Genomic DNA, 26,377 nt, shown 5'->3' with positions numbered 1-26,377 from the left:
ATATGAACATTTTTTATAACAAAGCAGGAATTGGCGACACATTAATTATTACATTAAAAGATATCGACTTGGAGCGGCGCACCTTTGAGAAAAAGGGGGACGTGGCCCGTATCTTTAACTCCGAAACAAATGAAACAGCGGGATATAATGTGTTCGATGCATCGAAATATGTACAAGTAACAAGCAACGGTCCAGTTGATTTGACAGAGGAATTAACGGCGAAAGTAAATGAAATTTTATCGAAAAACGGTTTTGAAGAGAAAATCGAGGTCGATTTATCACCGAAGTTTGTCGTAGGTTATGTAAAAGAGAAAGAAAAACATCCAAATGCCGATAAATTAAGCATTTGTAAAGTAGACGTAGGAAGTGAAGTACTGCAAATTGTTTGCGGTGCCCCTAACGTAGATGCAGGCCAGAAAGTCGTGGTCGCAAAAGTGGGAGCGGTTATGCCAGGCGGCCTTGTGATTAAAGACGCTGAACTCCGAGGAGTAGCATCATCCGGTATGATTTGTTCGGCAAGAGAGCTAGATTTACCAAATGCCCCGCAAGAAAAAGGTATTTTAGTCTTATCAGAAGAGCATGAAATCGGGCAGCCCTTTTTCCGACAGTAATGAAAGAGCTAAGACTTCAAGCCCAAGCTCTTTTACAAGGATATTTCAACCTTTACAAATCCACAAAATGCATTAACAAATAGAGGTTATTCTGATAAAATAACAAACCACTAGTATAGGCTAGTGGTTTTTTTGTTTTTTGGTTTTACTTTCTTTATATCGTGCTAAAATATACTTGGAAAATATATGTTACATGGAGAAAGAGTGATTAAAATTGGGTTGGTTTCGTAAAGTAATGGACTATGTCCTTGGATATGAAGTAAAAGAAATTATTGTGAAAGACGGAAAAGAAATTGAAAAAATAAAAAAAGAACCGGTGCATAAAAAGAAGGAACCGGTGATGCAGCATCCTTTGGTGGAGGAGCCTAAAAAGGAGAAGGGGGAAGTACAAGCAAGAGTCGCCTATCAATATCCGCAAGGGAAGTTCCGTTTTCCTCTTATTCCGGATGAAGAATTAGTACAAGAGCCTCGTCCAAGAAGAAGAAAAGAAGCGGACACGGCAGAAAACCATGTTCTTAGAAAACAGCCTTATAGGAATAATCCCTTACGTGAGAAAGAACAGGCTGAATACCCGCAGCGGGGGGGAGTGAAGCAGGCAAAAGAGGAACAGACAAGAACGAGACCGTTCCGTCCTACGGAAGTGCCTTCTCCAATTTATGGGTTCAAGCAGAGATCGACCTTAAGGCCGGGGGAAGCGGTGGATAAAGCAATTGAAATTGAATTGCCTTCTTCTTCTGTAAGTATGTTACAAAGTTCCAAAATCAGCTATAACAACTTATCGGCTGAGCGGGAAATTGCTGCCTATAAGGAGGTAGCGGATAGATATGACAAGCTAATCTCCCCGTTAAGACCTAAGTATAAATCGCACAATAATGCTGCAAGAAGCGAGGGTGAAGACTCTGGCAAATCAGCTGGGCCAATACCTGGAAATGTAAGATTCAAAGACACAAAGTTAGATGTAAGAGAGAATCCAAGACAAGGAGCAGATTATGGATCTCTGTATGAACAAACATTTCGATTCAAACCTATGAGCGAAGAGAGCCTTGCTCAGAACACCTCAATGACCAGGGAAAAACAAGGCAGCGGTCATCATCCCGTTGCGATGCATTCGCCACAGGCAGAGCAAACGCAAAACCGGGTATATTCAGGAGGACAATTGTTCCTTAAGAGAGAGGAATTACCGGAACAGCGGATGGAAGAGAAACAGATGATGCAAGGGACTCTCCGTGCGGAAACGGAACGAACAGTAGAGCCGGCACAACCGGTGATGGAATCAACGCCATACGTGGAAACGGAACGAACAGTGGGGCCGGAACAATCGGCGGAAGCAAGACAAGTGGTACAGCCAGCTCCCTACATAGAGATAGAAAAAGCGATAGTGTCAGAGCAGCCGCAAGAGGCACAACCGGTGATGGAATCAACGCCATACGTGGAAACGGAACGAATGGTGGAGCCGGAACAGCGGATGGAAGGAGCTCAGTTTATACAGCTGCAGCAACCGGTAGAAGCAGAGCCGGCCATGGCAAGACAAGAGCAGGTAGACATAGTAGCGGATCGATTGGAGGTACGGGAGGCTGCAGAAGGAATAGGGCGAATGGAAAGAACCGATCAATCTTTACAGCCAGCTCCTTCTGCCGATTCAAAGCAGCCTGTACAACAAGACCGCCCGCGTCGACCGTTTGTGCCATTTAATGTCATGATGTTGAAGAAAGATCGTCAGCAACTTGAAAAAAGAGAGCTGGTTAGAAAGTCTGCACAATCAGCACAGACTATGTCAATAAGCGGGCAAGCCAATCAACATGCAAAAGAAGAGAGAGAGCAAAAAGAATCCAACAACGTTCCCTTTTCAAAAACAGAGCATGCCGTCCAGCGGACTCTTGTAAAGGATAAGGCTTCTTTACAAGCGGAGTCTCCGTCTTCTCCGCTTCTGTCAGGGCATAGAGAAGGGGCTTACGAATTTCCATCTATGAATCTATTGAGTATTCCAAAACATGAACATGAAGATGACCATCAGTGGCTTGAAGAACAAAGGCAGCTTCTCGACATGACGCTTAAAAATTTCAATGTGCGTGCCAAAGTAGTAAATATGACACAAGGTCCTACAGTTACCCGATTTGAAGTGCATCCTGAGCCTGGGGTAAAAGTGAATAAAATTACCAACTTGACAGACGATATTAAGTTGAGTTTGGCAGCGAGGGATATTCGGATTGAAGCGCCGATTCCAGGAAAAAATACAATTGGAATCGAAGTGCCCAACCGCCAAAGTAAGGCTGTTTTGATCCAGGAAATCTTAAGCACCCCTGTATTTAAAGAGCATTCGTCACCTTTAGCTGTTGCGTTGGGATTGGATATTTCCGGAACTCCTATTGTGATAGATTTAAAGAAAATGCCGCACGGATTAATAGCAGGGGCGACAGGCTCAGGAAAAAGTGTATGTATCAATACCATTATCGTGAGTTTGTTATATAAAGCATCACCTCATCAAGTGAAACTGATGCTGATTGATCCGAAAATGGTTGAGTTAGCCCCTTACAACGGGATTCCGCATCTTGTGAGTCCGGTCATTACAGATGCCAAGGCAGCCACTGCTGCCTTAAAGTGGGCTGTCGAAGAAATGGAACGACGTTATGAATTGTTTGCTCATACAGGGGTCCGGGATATTACGAAGTACAATGAAAAAGTGAAACAGCATAATGAAAAGAGCGGAGAACTTCCTTACTTGGTCATTATCATTGACGAGCTGGCCGATTTAATGATGGTATCACCCGGTGAGGTAGAGGAAGCAATTTGTCGTATTGCCCAGAAAGCAAGAGCCTGCGGCATTCACTTGTTGCTTGCGACTCAGCGTCCGTCTGTTGATGTTATTACAGGTTTAATTAAAGCGAACGTGCCAACACGCGTGGCGTTTTCTGTATCCTCACAAGTCGATTCAAGAACGATTATTGATACAGCGGGGGCTGAAAAGCTGTTAGGCCGGGGTGACATGTTGTTGCTTGAAAATGGATCTTCTAAAACTGTACGCGTTCAAGGTAACTTTGTATCGGATGAAGAAATTGATGCAGTAGTCGATCATGTAAAGAAACAAATGAAGCCAAATTATTTATTCGAACAGAATGATTTGATCCAAAAACAGCAAAACTTCTCTTCAGAGGAAGATGAGTTGTTCTATGAGGCTTGTGAATTTGTATTAAATCAAGGCGGCGCATCTACTTCAAGCTTGCAACGCCATTTTCGAATTGGATATAATCGTGCAGCCAGACTGATCGATATGATGGAAGGACAAGGAATCATATCGGAAGCAAAAGGAAGCAGACCAAGAGATATTTTAATTACGGAAGATGAGCTAACCGAATTGCAAAATGCCAGTTCGTCGTTTTAGGGCCCTTGTCGAAGACTTATATGAGAACCTTTTTAGCTTATTCAGGTTGCTTTTAAAGCGAACCCGTACAAATGGAGTATTTAAACCTGATGTAAGATGAATGATGTTAAAAATTTAAATTCCATATATATGAAATTCAACTTCAAAAGGTTGTGAATAAAACGCAATGAAGAAGGGACTTTTCCTGGCCGTTTTATTTACAACCTTTTTTCATTTGGGAGGTTTAAGTGTAAAAGGGATTTGTCATCAATCTTAAAATGATTTACTATATGTAAAGATAATGTAAAAATTTTAGTTTCGTAAATAAGGAGTTTCGGGGATGAAAGAAATTGAACTCAAGTTACAGGGTAAAATTAAACGCTTAACGAATCGTACTTTTAAATTTGATGAACGTATAAAAGATGGTTGGTTTTCAGCCGTTTATTTTTTAAAGACAAGAGAAATAGTAAAAGAATTTAAACCGAACAATACTGTGACCATGCAATTTTTTCAAAAAGAGCATGCTGTTCTTTGCGGGACAGACGAGGTCATTGCTCTTATCAAAACATTCGCTGATGAGCCGGAGAAGTTAGAGATCTACTCTTTGAAAGATGGAGAGAAAATTAAGCCGTTTGAGACAGTTTTAACTGTGACCGGTCCTTATCAAAATTTTGGATATTTAGAAGGGGTTATTGATGGAATTTTAGCGAGAAGAACATCGGTGGCGACTAACGTATATAATGTGGTCAAAGCTGCAGGCAAGAAACCGGTTATTTTTATGGGGGATCGCGATGATCATTTCACCCAGCAGGCCGGAGATGGCTATGCAGCCTATATAGGCGGTTCAACGGCACAAGCCACCCATGCGATGAATGAGTGGTGGGGAAAAGCCGGTATGGGAACGATGCCTCACGCGCTTATTCAATTATTTAATGGAGATATTGTAGAGGCAACAAGAGCGTATCATGCCAAATTTCCAGACGATGAGCTAATGGTACTGGTCGATTATAACAATGATGTGATTGTAGATGCTTTAAAGGTAGCACGAGAATTTGGCGATAAATTAAAAGCAGTGCGTGTCGATACATCTCGTACAATGATTGACCAATATTTTGTCAGAAACCCGGAAGTGCTTGGGACATTTGATCCGCGAGGTGTGAATGCCCAGCTGATTTTTGCTTTACGACAAGCGCTGGATCAAGAAGGGTTTGAACATGTGAAAATTGTGGTTACCGGCGGATTCAACGAGAAGCGTATTCAAGAGTTCGAAGCGGAAAACGTACCTGTTGATATTTATGGAGTAGGCAGCAGCTTATTAAAACTTCATATTGGATTCACTGGAGATAACGTTATTCTAAACGGGGAGCATCAGGCAAAAGCAGGCAGACGATATCGTCCAAATCCCCGTCTTGAGAAAGTAGACATTTAATGAAATGAAGCTTCTCACGGTGGGGGCTCCGGCGTGACACTGTGTCGTTAGTCTCTTAACGTACCGGACATGCCAGCAAAGGTATTGCAGCAGGACATTGCCTTATTATCTGATGGCCAGTTAATCTGATCTGACTTTTATGGGCAGTGATCCTCCACTTCTTGCAGCTTGAAGTGGGGGATCACTTTTTTCGAACTGATGCAATAGACCTAGGAAGAAAGGGAAAGCTATATAGTGAAAGAGGGATTGACTTTAAATTCCATGGTATAATCCTCTAAAGAGTGATATAATGAAAAATGTTATGCTCAAGGATCATCGGAAAATCGATCTTACATAATCATGAGGTTGTAAGGAATGAGCAATTCTAGATAACCGTCATATACTGTCTTACAGATAGACGAATGTTGGAGGTTCTTTATATGACAGTTTACCATTTTGTGGGGATTAAGGGGACAGGGATGAGTGCCCTGGCGCAAATCCTGCATGATATGAACTACCATGTCCAAGGTTCAGATATTGAAAAAGAGATTTTCACTCAAAAATCGTTAGAAGAACGTGGAATTCGCATTTTACCTTTTGATAAAGAGAATATTCATCAAGGGATGACTGTAATCGCGGGAAATGCTTTCCCGGATACGCATGAAGAAATTCAGGCGGCACTTGAACAAGATATTCCGGTAATTCGTTACCATCGTTTTCTTGGACAATTTATGGAGCGCTTTATAAGTGTTGCAGTGACAGGAGCACATGGAAAGACATCTACAACAGGAATGCTCTCACATGTGATGCAAGGAGCTAAGCCGACATCTTACTTGATTGGAGATGGGACTGGAAGAGGCATAGAGGACAGTGAGTATTTTGTGTTTGAAGCTTGTGAGTATCGACGACACTTCTTATCGTACACGCCCGATTACGCTATTATGACGAATATTGATTTCGACCATCCAGACTATTTTGCGAACATTGATGATGTATTTAGTGCATTCCAAGACATGGCGCTGCAAGTCAAAAAAGGAATCATTGCATGCGGAGACGATGAGCACTTGCAGCAAATTCATGCAAAAGTTCCTGTTCTTTATTATGGATTAAATGCAGAAAATGACTTTCAAGCAAGAAACATTGTAAAAAGTACAACAGGATCAACATTTGATGTATTTGTACGCAACACGTTCTTTGCGTCTTTTGAAATTCCTGGTTATGGGGATCATAATGTTCTTAACGCCCTGGCAGTCATTGCTTTGTGCCATTACGAAGAAATTGACGTACAGATTATTCAAGAACGCTTAAAAACATACCAGGGTGTGAAACGCCGCTTTAGTGAGAAGGTAGTGGGAGAGCAGGTTCTCATCGATGATTATGCGCACCACCCTACTGAAATTAAAGCAACGATTTCTGCTGCACGGCAAAAATATCCAGGACGCGAAATTGTGGCGATTTTTCAACCCCATACGTTTACAAGAACACAGACGTTTTTGACGGACTTCGCTGAAAGTCTGCAAGGAGCGGATCGAGTCTATTTATGCGATATTTTTGGTTCTGCACGAGAACATCATGGAAAGTTATCCATCCATGACTTGAAAGAGAAAATCGAAGGTGCGGAACTGATCAATGAAGAAACGACAGTCATGTTAAAAGATCACAAGGGTGCTGTATTAGTATTTATGGGCGCTGGTGATATTCAAAAGTTCGAAGAATTATATCAAAAGACGTTTGCATAAGAAATGCTCCTCTCTAAAAAGGGAGGAGCATTTTCTTATCCCTGCTTTAGCAGGGGGAAGAGTTATTTTAAATTTTCCGGATTGAGGGCTTCAAGTTCAGGGAGCACAAAACGGCCGTCTTTACGAATTAATACATCGTCAAAGTAAATTTCGCCGCCGCCGTATTCAGGGCGCTGAATCATCACCATATCCCAGTGAATGTTGGAATGATTACCATTGTAAGCATCTTCATAGCACTCGCCAGGGGTGAAATGGAAACTGCCGTCAATTTTTTCATCGAATAAAATATCCTGCATAGGGTGTTGGATGTAAGGATTAACGCCGATAGCGAACTCACCGATATAACGAGCTCCTTCATCCGTATCGAAAATTTTGTTGATACGTTCTGTATCGTTAGCAGTTGCTTCTACGATTTTGCCATCTTTAAACGTTAATTGGACATTCTCAAAAGTGAACCCTTGATACGGTGAAGGGGTGTTATATGTAATCGTACCGTTTACCGAATTCTTCACGGGAGCCGTGTACACTTCACCATCCGGGATGTTCATTTGGCCGGAACATTTGACGGCCGGGATATCTTTAATTGAGAAGGTTAAATCTGTTCCGGAACCTGTAAGATGCACTTTATCTGTTTTGTTCATTAATTCAACAAGTGCATCCATCGCTTTATCCATTTTGCTGTAATCAAGGTTACATACGTCAAAATAGAAATCTTCAAATGCTTCCGTACTCATTTTGGCAAGCTGGGCCATAGAAGCGTTTGGATAACGAAGTACGACCCATTTCGTTTTTGGTACGCGAATTTCACGATGGACTTTTTTACCGACCGTATTTCCATAAATCTTCATTTTGTTATCTGGAACATCTGACTGTTCAGAAATATTATCTCCTGAACGCAATCCAATATAGGCATCCATTTGAGCCATGACGTTTGCTTCGAAGTCGGCAATCATATTGAATTGTTCTTCTTGTGCTCCCATTAAAAGAGCACGATCAACCGAATGGTCTTTTAATAACACGAAAGGATAGCCTCCCGCTGCGTATGCTTCCTTCACAAGAGCATTTACCAATTCGCGTTGCAGACCGAAGTTCTCAATCAGTACTTTTTCTCCTTTTTGCAAACGAATAGAATAGTTGATTAAGTTTTTTGCGAGTTTTTCAATGCGAGGGTCTTTCATTTTATAGCCTCCTATGTCTAATCAAGCTTTGCATTCTTATTGTACCCTATTCTTTTATTTTTGTTTATCCATTGACTTCTCCTCTTGACTGTTTGGTCTTTGCGCTCCAAAATGAAAGAAAAAAGGATTTTCGTTATAGTTTAATGAAAAAGAGTTAATAAAAATAATAGAAGTACATTTATGAGTCCTTACAGGGTCATTTGTTTACTTTCAAAAAAATTTGGGTATGATTTTGTAACAATATTCGGGAGGTGCCATTATTTAATGATTATAATTCTTTACATAAGCGTAGCGATCATTGCGATTGCCTTTTTCTATCTTGTCATTTCGATTTCAAAGACACTTCGTTCTGTTCAGCATACATTAAATTCAGTTGCAGGAACACTAGAAGGCGTAGAAAAACAGATGGTTGGCATTACAACGGAGACGACAGCACTGCTGCATAAAACGAATGCATTAGCTGATGATATCCAAAAAAAAGCAGAAGCGTTAAACATAGTGGTCGATTCAGTTAAGGATGTCGGTCAATCCATTCAAGGGTTAAATAACTCAATTAAGGGCGTTTCCCGTAAGGTTTCTAAACAGGTAGAAGCTAATCAAGAAACGGTCGCCCAAGTTGTTCAATGGAGCAATGCGGCCCTTGATATTTGGGAGCGTATCAAATCGAGAAAACAAAAAATGGGAAAAGAAAAAGAAACACTAGAACGGAAGGAACAAATGGACCGTTCGAGAATGTATACTTAATGGGAAAAAGGAGGAGTTGCCATGAGCAAAGAGGGGTTAAACAGTAGGGATTTTTTATTGGGAACAATCATTGGAGGAGTAGTAGGAGCGGCCACGGCGCTATTATTAGCTCCTAAATCCGGAAGAGAGCTTCGGTCTGATATTAATGACCAGGCTACTTACATTCGCTTGAAAACGGAACAAGTGAAAAATTCAGCGATGGAAAAAGGACAAGAGCTTGCTGTAACGGCAAAAGATAAGACCATACAACTTTCTGGCACTATTTCTCAACAGTCTTCGGAAGTGGTAAACAAAGTAAAAGGGATGAGAAAATCCTCTTCAGAAGATCAAATGGAGGAACTTCCAGATTCGAGTTTACAAGTGCTAGAAGATGAAGTGGAAAATCGTCCTTCCTCTCCTGATGCTGTTGATGTACAACAAAAGCTCAACGAAATGAAACAAGCATTTGACGAAATTGAAAATAGTATGAAATCGTAGCAACTGTTTTAGACCTCATATCCCTAGAGACATGAGGTCTTTGTATTTGTGCCTGCAAGTGTAAAAATGATATGATAACTATAATATTATCTATCATAAGGGGCGATTTTAGTGGAAAAAATATCGACCATTGAACAATTTGAACAACTGCTTCAGGAGCACGAATCTTTTTTGTTTTTAAAACATAGTATCACATGCCCTATCAGTAAAGCCGGATATGATGAATTTGAAAAGTTCACCAATGAACATGCCGATATACCTGCTTATTTCTTACATGTCCAAGAGGCTCGCCCGCTTTCAAATTATATAGCTGAGAAATTTGGGATTAAACATGAATCTCCACAGACTTTTATGATCAACAAGAAAGAAGTTAAATGGCATGCATCCCATTGGAATATCACTTCAAAGGCAATGGCGGAACAAATCTAGAGAAAATGGCCTAAAAGCATAAAGAACATGCTTTTAGGCCATTCTTCAACCACGTTTCTACAAATGATCGATTTGTAACGATATACTGAACGGTTTATGCCATTTTTGGACTTCATTGCGGAAAAGCGGTTATTCGCTAAGGAGAAAAGTCGTGACAATCAGGTTGAAGTTGTTTATAATATGTCCTAATCCTTATTTAGAACGGACATAAGCTCAAAGCTCCAACATAAGTGAAAGGACTGTGATGTAATGACGGATAATCGTTTAGACGAATTGCGTCAACAAATGGACGATCTTAACCTGCAAATTTTAAATTTGATTAGCGAGCGCGGAAAAGTTGTGCAAGAAATCGGAAAACTTAAAGAAATGCAGGGAACGAACCGATTCGACCCGGTACGTGAGAGAGCGATGCTGAATCTTATTGAGGAAAACAATGCTGGCCCTTTTGAAACATCTACACTGCAGCATATCTTTAAAGAAATCTTTAAGGCAGGTCTGGAACTGCAGCATGACGATCATCGAAAAGCATTGCTTGTATCCCGTAAAAAGAAACCTGAAAATACAATTGTCAATATTAAAGGCGAGAAGATTGGCAATGGGGCACAGCATTTCATTGTAGGCCCTTGTTCTGTAGAAAGCTATGAACAAGTGGCAGCAGTGGCGGAGGCTGCTAAAAAGCAAGGTTTAAGATTATTACGAGGCGGGGCGTTTAAGCCGAGAACATCACCTTATGATTTTCAGGGGCTTGGTTTAGAAGGACTGCAAATTTTAAAGCAAATTGCCGATGAGTATGATATGGCGGTCATTAGTGAGATTGTAACACCTGCTGATATTGAAACGGCCCTTGACTATATTGACGTTATTCAAATTGGTGCACGTAACATGCAAAATTTCGAATTGTTAAAAGCGGCAGGTTCTGTCAATAAACCTATTTTATTAAAGCGCGGCTTAGCGGCTACTCTGGATGAGTTTATAAATGCAGCAGAGTATATTATCTCCAGAGGAAACGGACAAATTATTCTTTGCGAGCGAGGTATCCGTACGTATGAACGCGCCACTCGCAATACACTGGATATTTCGGCTGTTCCAATCTTGAAGAAGGAAACCCATCTGCCTGTATTTGTTGATGTCACTCATTCAACAGGGCGCCGTGATTTGCTGTTGCCTACAGCGAAAGCAGCTCTCGCGATTGGAGCAGATGGTGTCATGGCAGAGGTTCATCCGGATCCTGCTGTTGCCCTTTCAGATTCAGCTCAGCAAATGGATATTCCCCAATTTAAAGAGTTTATTAGTGAGTTAAAGCCATTATGCAATGTATTATCTTGAATACTGAAAACCTTTTGGGAGGAGAGTCTTCTACAAAAAAGTAGAGGGCTTTTCTCGTTCTAGATTTGCACCGTGTAAAATCCTTGTAAATTCGTTGCGGTCTATATGTATAGTATCGTATATTAATTACAAGACATCTGATCTTTTATACATAATTACAATAGCTAACTTAAGGATAAACTAATATAAAAATGTGTTTGATACAAGGAGTGTTGTTTTGTGAATGTAACAATATATGATGTAGCAAGAGAAGCAAATGTCTCAATGGCAACCGTTTCTCGCGTTGTTAATGGAAACCCGAATGTAAAACCTTCTACAAGAAAAAAGGTTTTAGAAACAATTGAACGTTTAGGATATCGTCCAAATGCAGTAGCACGTGGGTTGGCAAGTAAAAAAACAACAACAGTTGGAGTTATCATCCCTGATATTTCAAGTATTTTTCATGCCGAGTTAGCACGGGGGATTGAAGATATTGCTACCATGTATAAGTATAATATCATCTTAAGCAATTCAGACCAGAACAAAGAGAAGGAATTGCACCTTTTAAATACAATGCTGGGCAAGCAAGTGGACGGAATCGTGTTCATGAGTGGAAATGTGACAGAGGAACATGTAGAAGAGTTGAAAAAATCACCCGTTCCGATCGTGCTGGCGGCATCTATCGAATCATCAGGGCAAATCCCTTCCGTTAACATTGATTACGGACAAGCTGCATACGATGCAGTACAGCACTTAATCGAGAAAGGACATCGTAACGTCGCTTTTGTAACAGGCCCTCTGGAAGAACCGATCAACCAGGAAAAACATGTGCGCGGATATCAAAAAGCGTTAGCTGAAGCTGGTATCGAGTATAAAGAAGGATATGTTGTGGCTGGTGATTATACGTATGATTCAGGAATTGAAGCGATTGAAAAGCTACTAGAGGAAAATGAAAAACCAACGGCTGTTTTTGTAAGTACAGACGAGATGGCATTGGGAGTTATTCATGGTGCACAGGATAAAGGATATCATGTACCGAATGACATCGAAATCATCGGTTTTGATAATACAAAATTAGCGACAATGGTACGTCCTCAGTTATCAACGGTCGTTCAACCAATCTATGATATCGGAGCCGTAGCGATGCGTTTATTAACGAAATATATGAATAAAGAAGAAGTGGACAGCCACATTGTGCAGCTTCCGCATCGAATCGAGTTTAGAAAATCAACAAAATAAAAAACAGGGGTGACTCAAATGGTATAAAAGGGATACCATTCGAGTCATCCTCTTTTATGCTCTTATATACTTTTTTTTGTATGCTGATTTAACGGATATAATAATTTTTGCACCGTTTGGGCATTTTTTTCGGTAATTTCCGCTTTGCGGGGAATGGGTTCATATAAATGGTCCCCATCGTCCCAATGGGTACTCAGCGGAACAGGGGATACTTTGCTCCATCTTTCAATCCAGGCAGGCGGCAGAGGTCCTTGTATATTGTTTTGTCCTGTCATCTCCATCCATATGAAAGACCAGGCTCTTGGAACAACACGCCATATGTCATATCCGCCCCCTCCCACGGCAATCCAGCGCCCATTACAATATTGATGGGCTAATTCGTGGGCAATCTTTGGAATGTGACGATAAGTTTTAGTAGTGGCACAAAGATGGGTGAGAGGATCATAATAATGAGCATCTGCTCCATTTTGTGTAAGTATGACATCCGGGCGGAAAAATTCCGTTACAGCCTTAAGGGAAGTTGTGTAGGCATCAATCCACGATTCATCTTCCGTATAGGCATCTAATGGGATATTAAATGAGTATCCATATCCCTTTCCATGTCCTCTTTCGTTAATGTTTCCCGTTCCTGGAAATAAATATCGACCTGTTTCATGAATGGAAAACGTACATACTTGCTCATCATCGTAAAAGGTCCATTGGACGCCGTCCCCGTGATGAGCATCCGTGTCAACATAAAGCACCTTTGCTCCGTATTTTTTTTGGATATATTTAATGGCAACCGAGCTGTCATTATATATGCAAAACCCCGATGCTTTTCCACGGAATCCGTGATGGAGACCGCCCCCCAAACTTAAGGCGTGTTGCGCTTTTCCTGTCATGACATAGTCCGCTGCTGTCAAAGTGCCTCCAACAAGCCACATGCTTGCTTCATGCATGTTAGGAAAGATTGGAGTATCTTCTGTTCCTAACCCGTAATCGTCTGCAGTCTCAAGCGGAAGTTTTCCTTCACTGGCTAATTTGACTGCTTGAATATAATGGGGATCATGAACAAGCTCTAATTCTTCTTCTGACGCAATTCGAGGAGGGACAATATCTTCCTGACGCAAGGCTTGCGCTTCACGTAGTAAATCATATGTTAATTTAACCCGCAATTGATTGAAAGGATGATTATTACTGAATTTATAGTTTAGAAAAGAATCTGAATAAATAAAAACGGCTTCTTTTGTCATGATGTAATCCCCGGTAAATTTGGCCAAAGCACCATGTATCCATGTCGTTTTAATTCAGTAATAATCGATGTCGGGTTTAAAGTTTGAATCCGAAACATAATGATTTTATGTTTTTCATCCTTGTCGGGATAAACGAGCACACTTAAAATATTAATTTTTGATTGTCGGAATACAGCTGTAACCTCACTTAAAACACCAGCTTTGTTTTCTACCTTTACCTCTATTTTTGATCCGGGTTGATGCGCTCCCGTAAGTTGAATAAGTGTATCAAGAATGTCTTTCTCTGTGACAATACCAACAAGCTCATTCCCTTTTGTGATTGGAAGGCAGCCAATGCGATGTTCGTAAAAAATGCCCGCTATTTCTTCTACAAAATCAAGAGGATGAGCTGTAATCACATTAGACTTCATAATCTCTTTTACGGGCTTTTCCAGGTCCTCGATATGTACACTGCTATGAAAAATAGAGGGGCTGGCATCGCGAACATCCCTGTCTGATATGATACCGACCAGCTGCAATTGATCATTGACAATTGGAATATGACGGATATTGAATTGGTGAATCAATTTTATAGCTTCAGCAATCGAATCATTTGGATTTAAGGTTATGATATCTGTTGTCATTATTTCTTCCACAATCATCTTTAACGACTCCCTTAGTTCTAAAGTGAAACTTCCGACGCACAGGGCGCCGTGAAAGTAGTTCCCTTTTATTATCTGATGGTTGGTTAAGCTAATTGAGTCCTTAGGAGTGGTCGTCTTCCGCTCTTTAAAGTAGAGGATTACCACCCGTAGAACAGGATAAACTAGTCGTAACATGAAGTCGGATCATAGATGATAAAAACTAATACATGAACCGATTTCGAAAGCGAAGTTGGTCAAACTTTTGAATGGAATCTGAATCAACCCTTTTTCCGATTCGAACCATTAAACAATTGGCAGGATGTGAACAAATTTCTGGGTCATCAGTAGCAAACCAGAAAAGCCCTCCTGCATTCATCATTTTTTCCATTATTTTTCTATAATCCCAAACGTTCAATCCTGTTCCTTTTAAGTCCCAGTGCCAATAATATTCAGTAGTAATGATAATGTAGTCCTCCATGGCCTCATCCATCATGGATACTTGCAACAAATTTTTACCGACGGAAAATCCGCGAAAGGGAGGAGCAACTTCTATTGCACCTAATTCGATCAAATTGTCCATATTTCCTTCTGACCATCGCTCTAAAGGGTCTGGATGCAAATATGTAGTATAGCCAATTACCATGTCATGATGACGAGCAACGATAATGCGCCCCTCTGGTAAGCCGGCTATTTCAACCAAGGCTTTTTTTTGTTGAGAAGGAGGGCGAAAGGCTGTAAGTTGTTCATGAAACTCTAACTCTTCTATTCTATTAGGGGGAATCGGCCCCTCAACGACAATCGTTCCGACTGAAGTTTTTAGCTCCTTAACGTTGTATGTTTTTGTGTGATCCAATCTATTCACCACCCTGGATAGTAAAGCATCTGCTTAATTTGTATTATACAAAAAATACCCGAAAATAAATTGTTTTCAAAAAACTTTAATATTTAAAGAGGGAATTTTCGTGAAAGCTAGAATAAGTACATTTAGTAAGGAGAATTAATAGAAAAATGTTTTAAAAGAATATTTTAAAAATTGAGAAAAAATACATTTTATATTATAATATATTATGTAAAAAATATACATACGCAAAGGGGAATTTGTGATGAAACTGGAAGCGCTTCCTGTAACAAAAGGGGATTACAACTTGGAAGATTACAAAAGGGTTTATGAATCATTTAATTGGAAAGAAGTAGAGAAGGAATTTTCATGGTATGAAACAGGAAAGGTCAATGTAGCTTATGAAGCGATTGACAGGCATGCTGAATCAGCTCGCAAAAACAAAGTTGCCCTCTATTATCGAGATGGGAATCGTGATGAAAAATACACATATAAGGAAATGAAAGAACTTTCCAACAAGGCTGCGAATGTACTGAAGCAAGCTGACGTAGAAAAAGGGGATCGAGTATTCATCTTCATGCCTCGCTCACCTGAATTATATTTTACAGTACTAGGAACGATCAAATTAGGTGCCATTGTAGGGCCATTATTCGAAGCCTTCATGGAAGGTGCCGTAAAAGACCGTCTAGAAGACAGTGCAGCAAAAGTGCTTGTAACAACTCCAGAATTACTCCATCGTGTCCCTGTAAACGAATTACCTGCCTTAAAACATATCTTACTCGTCGGTGAAAACATCACAGAAGAAGGTCCGTATCTTGATTTTAAAAAGCGTTTAGATGAAGCCAGCAGAAACTTAGAGATCGAATGGGTAGACCGTGAAGACGGATTAATCCTTCATTATACTTCGGGTTCCACTGGTAAACCAAAAGGTGTTCTCCATGTACATAATGCCATGGTTCAACACTATCAAACAGCGAAATGGGTTCTTGATTTAAAAGAAGATGATATTTATTGGTGCACAGCTGATCCGGGCTGGGTAACGGGTACAGCTTACGGTATTTTTGGTCCATGGCTAGTGGGTGCATCTAATGTCATTATCGGGGGACGTTTCAGCCCTGAAGCATGGTACCAGGCTTTAGAAGACTATAGTGTAAGCGTGTGGTATAGTGCACCGACTGCATTCCGCATGTTGATGGGTGCAGGCGATGAGTTATTGAAAAAATACGATTTAAGCGCACTTCGTCATATTTTAAGTGTTGGCGAGCCGTTAAACCCTGAGGTTGTACGCTGGGGCATGAAAGTATTCAATAAACGTATCCACGACACTTGGTGGATGACGGAAACGGGCGGTCAATTAATCTGTAATTATCCTTGTATGGAAATTAAGCCTGGCTCTATGGGGAAACCGATTCCGGGTGTACAAGCTGCCATTGTGGATGATCATGGTAATGAATTGCCTCCTTACCGCATGGGTAACCTTGCCATTAAGAAGGGATGGCCGTCCATGATGCGTGCTATTTGGAATAATGAGGAGAAATATCAATCTTACTTTTTACAAGGTGATTGGTACGTATCCGGTGATTCGGCTTATATGGATGAAGAAGGCTATTTCTGGTTCCAGGGCCGTATTGACGATGTCATTATGACGTCTGGTGAGCGTGTAGGCCCATTTGAAGTAGAAAGCAAGCTTATTGAGCATCCTGCTGTAGCGGAAGCGGGTGTCATCGGTAAACCAGACCCTGTTCGCGGTGAAATTATTAAAGCATTCATTGCTCTGCGTGATGGTTATTCCCCATCTGATGAACTAATTGAAGAAATCCGCCAGTTTGTCAAGAAAGGTTTAGCTGCCCATGCAGCACCACGTGAAATCGAGTTCCGTGATAAATTACCGAAAACAAGAAGTGGTAAAATTATGCGCCGTGTATTAAAAGCATGGGAGCTTAATTTGCCTACAGGCGACTTATCAACGATGGAAGACTAGAAACAAGAAGAAACCGGGTAAAAAACACCCGGTTTCTTCTTGTTTAAGAAAATCATATATGAATCCACATAAATAATAAGCATTTATGTCAAATTATGTACGCATAAGCAGTCGCGAGCGTTTTTTATTCACGTCCGTTTATTTATGTGCATTTATATACTTGAATTTGAGGGGGAAATGTTTCATAATACATACTGTATGGATAATTCTCTACAGGTAATAATGGATACTAAATAATATAAGAGCATTGATCGGAACAAGTAGTAGTTATCTCCCTGTTTCCTAGAGAGCTGGTGGTTGGTGAAAACCAGTACAAAGATAATTATGAATTACACCCGTGAGCATCTTTTGTGAACGGTTATACTCATGAACTTATTAGCAAAAGACGGTTTGACCGTTATTTCTTTTTGAGCGGGAGTTTTTTGTAAAACTCCAATTAGGGTGGTACCGCGATACTCATCGTCCCTTGTTTTAGGGGGCGATTTTTTTATTTTATCCGAAAAAAAGAGGAGTGGACGAGAGTGGATATCTTGCAAGATCTACAATTTCGAGGATTAATTAATCAACAAACAGATGAACAGGGATTAAAAGAGCTGTTAGAAAAAGAAAGTGTAAGGCTGTATTGCGGCTTTGATCCGACAGCAGACAGCTTGCATATCGGACATATGCTGCCTATTTTAATCCTGCGCCGTTTCCAGCAAGCCGGCCATCACCCCATCGCTCTTGTTGGGGGAGGAACAGGTCTGATTGGAGACCCGAGCGGGAAGAAAGCGGAGCGTACATTAAATGAAAAAGAAACGGTCGCCTTTTTCAGCCAGCGCATTAAAGACCAGCTTTCTCGCTTCTTAGATTTTGATCGTGCGGGAAATCCGGCCATGATTGCCAACAACTATGACTGGATTGGTTCCCTGGATGTTATTACGTTTTTGCGGGATATCGGTAAGAATTTCGGCATCAACTATATGTTAGCAAAAGACTCAGTGCAATCCCGTATTGAAACAGGTATTTCCTTTACGGAATTTAGCTATATGATTTTACAATCATATGATTTCTTGAACTTATATCAAACTTACGATTGTAAGCTTCAAGTTGGCGGCAGTGACCAGTGGGGCAACATCACAGCAGGGCTGGAATTAATTCGTAAAACGGAAGAAGATGCAAAAGCATTCGGTTTAACTGTGCCTTTAGTCACGAAAGCAGACGGAACGAAATTTGGAAAAACAGAGGGCGGTGCCATCTGGTTAGACCCGGAAAAAACATCACCGTATGAGTTTTATCAATTCTGGATCAATACAGACGATCGTGATGTTGTGAAATACTTAAAATACTTTACATTCTTGTCTCACGAGGAGATCACGGAGTTAGAAAAGCAAACGGCAGAGGCTCCTGAAAAACGAGCTGCTCAAAAAGCTTTAGCGGCTGAAATGACAAAACTTGTCCATGGAGAGGAGTCATTAAGCCAGGCAATCAAAATTTCAGAAGCATTATTCAGCGGAAGCATCTCTGAATTAACAGCGGAAGAAATCAAGCAAGGATTTAAAGATGTTCCTTCCTATGAACACATAGGAGAAGAGATTGGCTTAATCGATCTTCTTGTAAATAGCAAAATCTCACCATCAAAGCGTCAGGCACGTGAAGATATTTCAAGTGGTGCCATTTACATTAACGGCGAGCGTGTACAGGAGCTGGATAAAGTTATTACCGCTGCAGACCGCATCGAAGGACAGTTTACGGTCATCCGTCGCGGCAAGAAAAAATATTACTTAATCAAATATTAAAGAAGATGTTTTAATGATCTAAAATACAGGCCTTTAAAACATCTTCCCTAAAAGGACCTTTCATGTCGGCTTGATGAAAGGTCCCTTTTGTTTGTGTATTGGTTTCTATTTTACATGTTTTATTGTCCTGATTCGCATTATCAAACAAATAAATAGTGTATTTGCTATATTTCTGGATGAAACCTAAACCTCATCTATTAATAAAAAAGGAACCCCACCAGGAAGAGTGGGGTTCCTTTTTTATTAACGGGAGTAGAACTCTACGATTAATGCTTCGTTGATCTCAGCTGGTAATTCAGAACGCTCAGGTAAGCGAGTGAATGTAGCTTCTAATTTCTCAGCATCGAATGTTAAGTAGTCAGGTACGAAGTTGTTTACTTCGATAGCTTCCTTAATTGAAGCTACGTTGCGAGATTTTTCGCGAACGCTGATTACTTGACCAGGTTTTACGCGGTAAGATGGAATATCAACGCGTTGGCCGTCAACTAAGATATGGCCATGGTTTACTAATTGGCGAGCTCCGCGACGAGTGCGAGCAAGACCCATACGGTATACTAAATTGTCAAGACGAGATTCTAAAAGAATCATGAAGTTTTCACCGTGCTTACCAGCCATTTTGCCAGCAGCATCGAAAAGATTACGGAATTGACGCTCATTTACACCGTACATATGGCGTAATTTTTGCTTCTCTTGTAATTGTAAACCGTATTCAGATAATTTTTTGCGTTGGCCAGGACCATGTGGACCAGGAGCGTAAGGACGCTTTTCTAATTCTTTACCTGTACCACTTAATGAAATGCCAAGACGACGAGATAATTTCCAACTTGGACCAGTATAACGAGCCATGATGACTCCTCCTTGTGTTTTTATTTCGCATGAAACAAAAACAGACACATTCTTGCGATATGCTCATTTTATTTTCATGTATCCTCGCTCTAGCAGCAGAGAGTTACACGATACACCTCGGCGTGGAGGAATAAAATGATGACATAAAGAAGACTGTATAGGCTGCATATTTCACACAAAGCATATTATATGATTTGCAAAGGATAATGTCAAGCGAATTTCGATTTCAAGCTTGCTGAATATCGTTAGTCGGTTTCAAATGTTCTTTGAAATTATGAAAGAAAAATGTGGGATTCTCCCCGCGGATAAAATAAAATCTTAACAATTTTTTGATAGGAAAATAGACATTTCTTCATATATAATAGTAATATTAGGAAAATAGATGCGGTTATTATTTATCACGGGTGATAATATGGGCAGTTTAGAGAAAAATCAGTTACAACAGTTAAAAACTGAATTTTTTGACCTTTTGACAAACAAATATATAAGCCTTTCCTTGAAAGAATTAGCTTACGAAATGATTAAAATTGTTAGTTCTGTTTGTGATATTCATGAGGCAGCTTTCATTTTGGAGCATTCAACGAAAACTCGTAGACGAGCCGAGGCTTCTTTTGGGCTGGAATGGGAAGGTTCTCCATCATCTTCCCATGTTTTAGATTTGATTGATTCGTACGAAAAAACATCTTTGGGCCCTTTACAGAAAGAATCAAAAGAGTATAAAGATAGCTTTTTAGTCCCTTTGATTATACATAATGAAAGAAAAGGATATTTATATATTCGAAAAAAAAGCGGAGAGTCCAGAACTTCTTCCTTCCTTTCTCGTGTAGGGGAAGAATGCGAACATGTATTCAATTTCTTTTATCATTATCAGCAAATATCCACCCAGGAAACCCGGTATGAACAGTTATACCGGGTTACGACTAAATTCCATTCATCTATGGATATGAATGATGTTTTACTAGAAGTGATTAGCACGTTAAAAGAAATGTACCCGACATTTGAATATCATTTATTGCTTTCACATGACTACGGAAGCCATGAGTATTTACCTATTAAATATCTTCAGTATGACGGAGATAACATTAGCGGTGCGGCAATGGAATCGTATGTAACGGGTACGGTTCGGATGGAAGGGAAAATGGAAGAACAGTATTCTGTTTTATATGCTCCTCTTAATGGAAAACAAGGGATATATGGAATTCTACAAGTGATTGCTCCTGACATGACATTGCTTCCAAAAGAGGAGGTCAAATTCATTACTTTGTTAGCTCACACAGCAGGCGGTGCTTTGGAAAATGCTCAGTTATATCATCAATCGAAAAAATTGGTTGAAGATCTAAAGCTGATTAATGAAACATCACATCGCTTGAATTCCAGCCTGCGATTAACTGATACGATCAGCTTTATGGCCAAACAAATTTGCAAGTCTTTCCGTGCAAGTGAAGTAGGGTTCGTATTGTTTACGGATGGGACGAATGATAAGCGATTGGCGGGCAGTACGACCTTCTTTTTTACATCAGCGGCGCAGCAATATGTTGAATTTGTTTATCGGAAGATGATGAAAGAGAAAGATTCACTGTTTGTTAATGAGGCTTCTATTCATTTGGAAGAGGATCTGCTTCAGTTCCGCTCCATCATGGCTGTTCCGATGATGCAAGATGGAATGATAAAAGGAGCCACGATTGTTCTGCATGAGGAGCCGTATTTCTTCTCATTTGACAATTTCAAGCTTTTACAGTCACTCGTTCACCACTCCACATTGGCGTTCACTAATTCAATGCTGCGTGAAGAATTGGAGAAGTTGGTCGTCACTGATTATTTAACAAAGCTGTATTCTCGCAGTTATCTAGATGAACAAATTCAGAAGTCTATGGAGCAAGACGGGTTTGGGACATTCATCCTTATTGATATCGATAACTTTAAAAAGGTCAATGATACATATGGCCATCAAATCGGTGATCAAATTATTATTCAGATCGCCCGTATTATTAAGACCCATGTTCGGGAGAATGATATCGGAGCACGCTGGGGAGGGGAAGAGCTGGCAGTATATTTGCCTTCTGTTCCACTAAGAAGCGGTGTTCAAATCGCTAAACGCCTAGTGGAAAAAGTAGAGGAATACACGAATCCTAAAACAACCATCTCATGCGGAGTGTCATTTTGGACAAGAGACATGGATGACTGTGTACAAAAGTTGTTTAATCGAGCAGACGAAGCCCTTTATAAGGCGAAGCATCTTGGGAAAAATCAAGTGATCGCACAAGGCGAAAATGTCGTCAGTTAAAAAGCCCGCTACATGCGGGCTTTTTAACTGCGGGATTGTATTCGGCTTTTTATGATGGGGCTGTCCTTTTTATAAAAACGCAACAAGTGTTTCTACAAACTTTTCAAGGTACTGTTGATCCACTTCATCAAAACGATTTTTAATAGGACTATCAATATCTAGCACGCCGATTAATAGTCCATCTTTCAGCAGCGGCACCACAATTTCCGATTGAGAAGCTGCATCGCAAGCAATATGGCCAGGAAATTGATGAACATCGGCCACTCGTTCCGTCAGGCGATTTTGAGCGGACGTACCGCAAACCCCTTTTCCGTACGGAATTCTTACACAAGCGGGAAGGCCTTGGAACGGTCCTAACACAAGTCCGTTTTCTTCCGCTAAATAAAAGCCTACCCAGTTAATATCTGTTAAAAATTGGTTCAATAAAGCCGATGCATTAGCTAAATTGGCAATCTGATTGGGCTCTCCCTCAAGCAATGCTTGCAGCTGTTTAATAACAAGCTCATAGTTCTTTTCTTTAGAGCCGCTGTATTTTTCGACATGAAACATAATAATTCCCTCCATCTATGAATAGAAATAGGTTGGTTTTAGCAGATTACGTCAGTTCTCTTATGACTTTGTCGAGAAGATCTTAAAGGAAAGAGAATAGTAAAAACGAATTAGTATAATAAGTCGATTTATTAGGGACTTATTTTGTCACAATCAGTATGTTTTTTCAATTAATAAGTATCGCACACAATCTTTTTGTTGAAAGGTGTGTCTAAAATGGCTGTCAAATCAAGAACAAAGGAAAAGGTATTGGATGCTGCTGTGTCTCTATTTAATACAAAAGGTTTTGACGGGACCTCCGTACGGGAAATTGCCAAAAAAGCAAAAGTGAATGTTGCCAACATATCCTATTATTTTGAAAGCAAAGAAGGACTATTAGAAAACTTGGTCACAACCTTTTTTGAAGGGTATATTAAAGAGCTCGAGGAAGCCTTCATTTGTTTGGAGCAACAATCGGCAAAACAATGCTTGATGACCTTAATTCGATATGTGATGAATTATCAGCATCAGCATCGCCATATTGCCCGGGTTGTTTACCGTGAAGTTTCATTAGATACGACATTCATTCGTGAAGTTATGACAACTTATCTCGCTAAGGAAAAATATATTTTAGCCTCGTTATTGGAAAAAGGGATAAAACAGCAAGAATTCAAGCGTTCCAATATCCCGTATGTCATTATGCAGCTAAAAGGGATGTTAACGATGCCTTATCTGCATTCCCAATATTTATCTGAGGTTTTGTACGTCTTGCCACATGAGCCATATTTCATTGATCAATATATAAAAGAAATGGAAAATTGGGTTCATCATGTTGTTTGCCGGGAACAGACCCGGATATATGTTAACCTTTAAAAACAGTTGTGAATCCCTGGCCTAAATCCTTCGCACAATGGGCATCAGACCCATAGACAAGAGGGATTTTTTTGTTTTTTGCTTCTTGAACGACCCATTGTGGAGGATAGGCTTCCTGGCAAAGAGGCTTAAACAATCCGGCTGCGTTATAATCCAGCTGTAAATTGTGATGCCTAACCTTCTCTAAAAGATCAATAATCGTCTCTTTGAAATCAATTGGACAAGGAAACCGTTGTTTAAATTTATGAACCAAGGTAATATGTCCGATTCTTTGAGGTTTGTATTCCCCCAAATCTTTCTCGATAGAGTTTCTTACCGTTTTAAAGTAAGCCTCATACACTTTTTCGACTGAGCCAAACTGTTCGATGATAATGGAAAACATATCATCACTATAATCCAAACAATAATAGGCAGAGTCTTTTCTCAAAAAGTGAACGGATAAAATACTATCATCCAGATAAGACCCATATTCATCAAGAAATTGTCTCGTTTCGTCTTCATATCCCTCGATGTAGTCCACTTCCAATCCGATTTGAATGCTAAGATCGTTTTTAAACTCCTCTTTGACTCTCCCTATCTCCAGCAAATAGCGCTCCATCTCTTCCATTCGCATTGCGCTGTCCTGCATCGGGGTCGGATCGATAAATCCTTGGGGAAGAGGGGCGTGTTCCGTAAAAGAAATTTTTTCAAACCCCAGTTCGATGGCACGCTCGACGTATTGGTATAGCAGGTCTTTCGAGCCATGGGGACAAAATGGTGTATGAATATGACCATCAATTTTCAATCAACTAACCTCCTAAAGATGTTACTTTAAACCCTTTATGCCAATTTTATAAAAAAGAAGCGGGAAACTGCCAACATTTTATACAAAAAAATTAAAAATTTTTCTCAAAAACGGCGGTGAACATGGTATCATTAAAACATTGACGAAAAAATTAAAAATGGGCTTGTTTTTAGCCGCTTTTACATAAAGTGAAACTTCTTTCAGTGGCGGCTCTATTCCCCACTGAAGGATAGTTGAACCAATCGGGCATTTATTGGCGGTTTATCTCCGACTTATAGAAGGGGAGTTTTACGGACAGTTAATGCGGGATAAAAGAAGAAACTGTTTTATCGGACGGGCAGTGTAAGGGGGCTTAGTATGGAACTCACGATAGCGCTTATCGTACTAGTAATTGGAGTCATTATTTATGGGGTTTATTCCCGAAAGCAAATATATAAAGAAGTAGACCGGTTAGAAGCCATTAAAATGGAATTGATGCATATGCCTGTTGCAGAGGAGATTTCAAAAGTCAAGGAGCTCAATATGACAGGCGAAACAGAAGAATTGTTCGAACGCTGGAGAGAACAATGGGATGACATTGTTACAACGGATCTTCCTAAAATCGATGAGCTGTTATTTGAAACTGAAGAAGCTGCGGATAAATACCGATTCAAAAAAGCAAAGCAGTTATTGGTACATATACAGGAAGCTTTAACGGGGATTAAAGGAAGCATTCAAACGATTTTGGATGAACTCCAAAACTTGATTGGCAGTGAACAAAGCAACCGCCATGATAGTGAGGAGTTAGAGCAGTTCTATCGAGACATCAAAAAGAAACTACTGGCTCATCGTTACACCTACGGTAAAGCTGAGGGCAATCTTGAACAAGCACTATCTGAAATTAAAAGCAGATTTACATTGTTTGAAGAAGCAACAGACAATGGGAACTATTTGCATGCCCGTGAGATCGTGTTAAGCATTCAACAAGATTTAGTTACAATTAATGAATATTTAGAAGACATTCCAAGATTACTAACAGAATGTCAAACGACACTGCCTTCCCAATTAAGGGAGTTAGCCGACGGCTATGAAGAAATGTGTGAACAGGGTTATATGCTAGAGCATTTACAAATAAAAGAAACTCTTGAAATCTTGCCAAATGATCTGAACTGGATAGTGGAGCAAGTAGAAGATTTAAATGTGGAGGAAGCAAAGGTACGACTAGCAGAGGTCAATCAAGTCACGGATCAGCTCTACGATGCTCTTGAAAAAGAAGTATATGCGTACCATGAGATCAAACGAGAATCCAACAGCATCGCTTCCTTGTTAAAAGAGCTGCAGGACAAGAATAAGGAATTAAAAGAGGAAACGCTTTTTGTTCAGCAAAGTTACCAGTTGAACCCGGCTGAATTGGACATGTATCATAAAATAGATCGTGAAATAAAACGATTGTCTAATTTGTATTACAATGTTGCCAATAGAATTGCTGAACATAACCTTGCTTACACGGTCATTCAGGAAGAATTAAACGAGGTATCGTTACAGCTTCAACAAGTTAGAGATCACCAAAAGTCGTATATCGAAATTTTACAGGCTCTACGTAAAGACGAATTAGCAGCGAAAGAGCGAATTCAAGAATTACGCAAACTATTAATAGAAGCAAAGCGACTCATCCAAAAAGGGAATTTACCCGGGGTCCCGCTTGAATATAAGAAACGTGTGGAAGAGGCGAGAAACTCTCTTCAAGATGTGATGGCAAAACTAGAAGAAAAGCCGTTAAACATTGCAGCTGTAAATGGACTGATTGAGCAGGCAACAGAGACTGTGCAATTAACTTTTACAGAAACAGAAGCGATGGTTCGTGATGCGTTTCTTGTTGAAAAAGTCATCCAGTACGGAAACCGTTATCGCAGCCGCCATCAATTTGTGGCGCAATCGCTCCAAGAAGCGGAAGAATCATTTAGAAAATACCATTATCATGCTGCCTTTCAACAGGCAGCAAGTGCGATTGAACAAGTGGAACCAGGAGCAATTGAACGCCTGGAAAGCTTAGTGCCAAAAGAAGAATCATAAAGAAAAGGCCTTCCTGTATGGGAGGCTTTTCTTTATGTATTAAGAAAGAATAAATGGGCAGCGCTGAAGC

General features: G+C 40.2%; 21 protein-coding genes and 1 other annotated feature. Of the genes, 14 read left to right on the top strand and 7 right to left on the bottom strand.

Annotation, left to right across the window (positions count from 1 at the left end; translation table 11 throughout):
• Positions 1-2: 2 nt before the first annotated feature.
• From ytpR to murC, 4 genes are all read left to right on the top strand, one after another.
• Entirely contained in the window at positions 3-611 is a 609-nt protein-coding gene (gene ytpR, locus ACFOU2_RS06875) for a YtpR family tRNA-binding protein (protein ID WP_377913484.1), read from the top strand.
• Positions 612-825: 214 nt separating this feature from the next.
• A complete protein-coding gene (locus ACFOU2_RS06870) occupies positions 826-3,990 on the top strand; it encodes a DNA translocase FtsK (protein WP_377913482.1) in 3,165 nt (1,054 codons plus the stop codon).
• Between the two features lie 319 nt (positions 3,991-4,309).
• Entirely contained in the window at positions 4,310-5,398 is a 1,089-nt protein-coding gene (locus ACFOU2_RS06865; protein WP_377913480.1) for a nicotinate phosphoribosyltransferase, read from the top strand.
• A 419-nt stretch (positions 5,399-5,817) separates the two neighbouring features.
• Positions 5,818-7,116 carry a UDP-N-acetylmuramate--L-alanine ligase gene (gene murC, locus ACFOU2_RS06860; protein ID WP_377913478.1) on the top strand — a complete coding sequence of 433 codons (1,299 nt, stop codon included), beginning with the start codon at positions 5,818-5,820 and terminating at the stop codon, positions 7,114-7,116.
• A gap of 62 nt (positions 7,117-7,178) precedes the next feature.
• Here murC and ACFOU2_RS06855 read toward each other — a convergent pair whose 3' ends face one another.
• Entirely contained in the window at positions 7,179-8,294 is a 1,116-nt protein-coding gene (locus ACFOU2_RS06855; RefSeq protein ID WP_377913476.1) for an aminopeptidase, read from the bottom strand.
• A gap of 264 nt (positions 8,295-8,558) precedes the next feature.
• On the opposite strand from ACFOU2_RS06855, the gene ACFOU2_RS06850 reads away from it, so the two are divergent.
• From ACFOU2_RS06850 to ccpA, 5 genes are all read left to right on the top strand, one after another.
• Positions 8,559-9,038 carry a DUF948 domain-containing protein gene (locus ACFOU2_RS06850; protein ID WP_377913474.1) on the top strand — a complete coding sequence of 160 codons (480 nt, stop codon included), beginning with the start codon at positions 8,559-8,561 and terminating at the stop codon, positions 9,036-9,038.
• A gap of 21 nt (positions 9,039-9,059) precedes the next feature.
• Positions 9,060-9,515, top strand: a complete 456-nt coding sequence (locus ACFOU2_RS06845; protein ID WP_377913472.1) for a YtxH domain-containing protein — start codon at positions 9,060-9,062, stop codon at positions 9,513-9,515.
• 111 nt (positions 9,516-9,626) lie between these two features.
• The gene (ytxJ, locus tag ACFOU2_RS06840; RefSeq protein WP_377913470.1) at positions 9,627-9,944 is read left to right on the top strand and encodes a bacillithiol system redox-active protein YtxJ; all 318 of its coding nucleotides are present in this window, start codon (positions 9,627-9,629) and stop codon (positions 9,942-9,944) included.
• A 249-nt stretch (positions 9,945-10,193) separates the two neighbouring features.
• On the top strand, positions 10,194-11,270 hold the full coding sequence (locus ACFOU2_RS06835; RefSeq protein ID WP_377913468.1) for a bifunctional 3-deoxy-7-phosphoheptulonate synthase/chorismate mutase: 1,077 nt from the start codon (positions 10,194-10,196) through the stop codon (positions 11,268-11,270).
• Positions 11,271-11,489: 219 nt separating this feature from the next.
• Positions 11,490-12,488: a catabolite control protein A gene (ccpA, locus tag ACFOU2_RS06830; protein ID WP_377913466.1), complete on the top strand. Its 999-nt coding sequence runs from the start codon at positions 11,490-11,492 to the stop codon at positions 12,486-12,488.
• A 62-nt stretch (positions 12,489-12,550) separates the two neighbouring features.
• Here ccpA and ACFOU2_RS06825 read toward each other — a convergent pair whose 3' ends face one another.
• The 3 genes from ACFOU2_RS06825 to ACFOU2_RS06815 form a co-directional block, all read right to left on the bottom strand.
• Complete coding sequence (locus tag ACFOU2_RS06825) at positions 12,551-13,720, bottom strand: acetoin utilization protein AcuC (protein WP_377913464.1); 1,170 nt, start codon at positions 13,718-13,720, stop codon at positions 12,551-12,553.
• On the bottom strand, positions 13,717-14,361 hold the full coding sequence (locus tag ACFOU2_RS06820) for an acetoin utilization AcuB family protein (RefSeq protein WP_377913462.1): 645 nt from the start codon (positions 14,359-14,361) through the stop codon (positions 13,717-13,719). Before ACFOU2_RS06820 ends, ACFOU2_RS06825 begins: the two co-directional genes overlap by 4 nt.
• A gap of 202 nt (positions 14,362-14,563) precedes the next feature.
• Complete coding sequence (locus ACFOU2_RS06815) at positions 14,564-15,196, bottom strand: GNAT family N-acetyltransferase (protein WP_377913460.1); 633 nt, start codon at positions 15,194-15,196, stop codon at positions 14,564-14,566.
• Positions 15,197-15,446: 250 nt separating this feature from the next.
• Between ACFOU2_RS06815 and acsA the strand changes: the two genes are divergently transcribed.
• Positions 15,447-17,162, top strand: coding sequence for an acetate--CoA ligase (gene acsA, locus ACFOU2_RS06810; protein ID WP_377913458.1), 1,716 nt, complete (start codon positions 15,447-15,449; stop codon positions 17,160-17,162).
• Positions 17,163-17,400: 238 nt separating this feature from the next.
• Positions 17,401-17,632, top strand: a binding site (T-box leader).
• 51 nt (positions 17,633-17,683) lie between these two features.
• Entirely contained in the window at positions 17,684-18,940 is a 1,257-nt protein-coding gene (gene tyrS, locus ACFOU2_RS06805) for a tyrosine--tRNA ligase (protein ID WP_377913456.1), read from the top strand.
• A gap of 243 nt (positions 18,941-19,183) precedes the next feature.
• On the opposite strand, the gene rpsD is transcribed toward tyrS, so the two are convergent.
• Positions 19,184-19,786: a 30S ribosomal protein S4 gene (gene rpsD, locus ACFOU2_RS06800; protein WP_377913454.1), complete on the bottom strand. Its 603-nt coding sequence runs from the start codon at positions 19,784-19,786 to the stop codon at positions 19,184-19,186.
• Between the two features lie 382 nt (positions 19,787-20,168).
• Here rpsD and ACFOU2_RS06795 point away from each other — a divergent pair, with 382 nt between their 5' ends.
• Positions 20,169-22,070, top strand: a complete 1,902-nt coding sequence (locus ACFOU2_RS06795) for a sensor domain-containing diguanylate cyclase (protein WP_377913451.1) — start codon at positions 20,169-20,171, stop codon at positions 22,068-22,070.
• A 69-nt stretch (positions 22,071-22,139) separates the two neighbouring features.
• On the opposite strand, the gene ACFOU2_RS06790 is transcribed toward ACFOU2_RS06795, so the two are convergent.
• Positions 22,140-22,619: a GAF domain-containing protein gene (locus ACFOU2_RS06790; RefSeq protein ID WP_377913449.1), complete on the bottom strand. Its 480-nt coding sequence runs from the start codon at positions 22,617-22,619 to the stop codon at positions 22,140-22,142.
• 216 nt (positions 22,620-22,835) lie between these two features.
• Between ACFOU2_RS06790 and refZ the strand changes: the two genes are divergently transcribed.
• The gene (refZ, locus tag ACFOU2_RS06785) at positions 22,836-23,471 is read left to right on the top strand and encodes a forespore capture DNA-binding protein RefZ (RefSeq protein ID WP_377913447.1); all 636 of its coding nucleotides are present in this window, start codon (positions 22,836-22,838) and stop codon (positions 23,469-23,471) included.
• Here the strand turns inward: refZ and hisJ are convergent.
• On the bottom strand, positions 23,461-24,255 hold the full coding sequence (gene hisJ / locus ACFOU2_RS06780) for a histidinol-phosphatase HisJ (protein WP_377913445.1): 795 nt from the start codon (positions 24,253-24,255) through the stop codon (positions 23,461-23,463). The two genes, refZ and hisJ, sit on opposite strands and share 11 nt — an antisense overlap.
• Before the next feature lie 357 nt (positions 24,256-24,612).
• Between hisJ and ezrA the strand changes: the two genes are divergently transcribed.
• Positions 24,613-26,307, top strand: a complete 1,695-nt coding sequence (gene ezrA, locus ACFOU2_RS06775) for a septation ring formation regulator EzrA (RefSeq protein WP_377913443.1) — start codon at positions 24,613-24,615, stop codon at positions 26,305-26,307.
• Positions 26,308-26,377 lie beyond the last annotated feature (70 nt).

This window comes from Bacillus songklensis (assembly GCF_042649685.1).
Classification (GTDB): domain Bacteria; phylum Bacillota; class Bacilli; order Bacillales; family Bacillaceae_H; genus Bacillus_BA; species Bacillus_BA songklensis.
The sequence above is the reverse complement of the archived record's forward strand: the minus strand, read 5'-3'. Positions and strand labels throughout refer to the sequence as shown.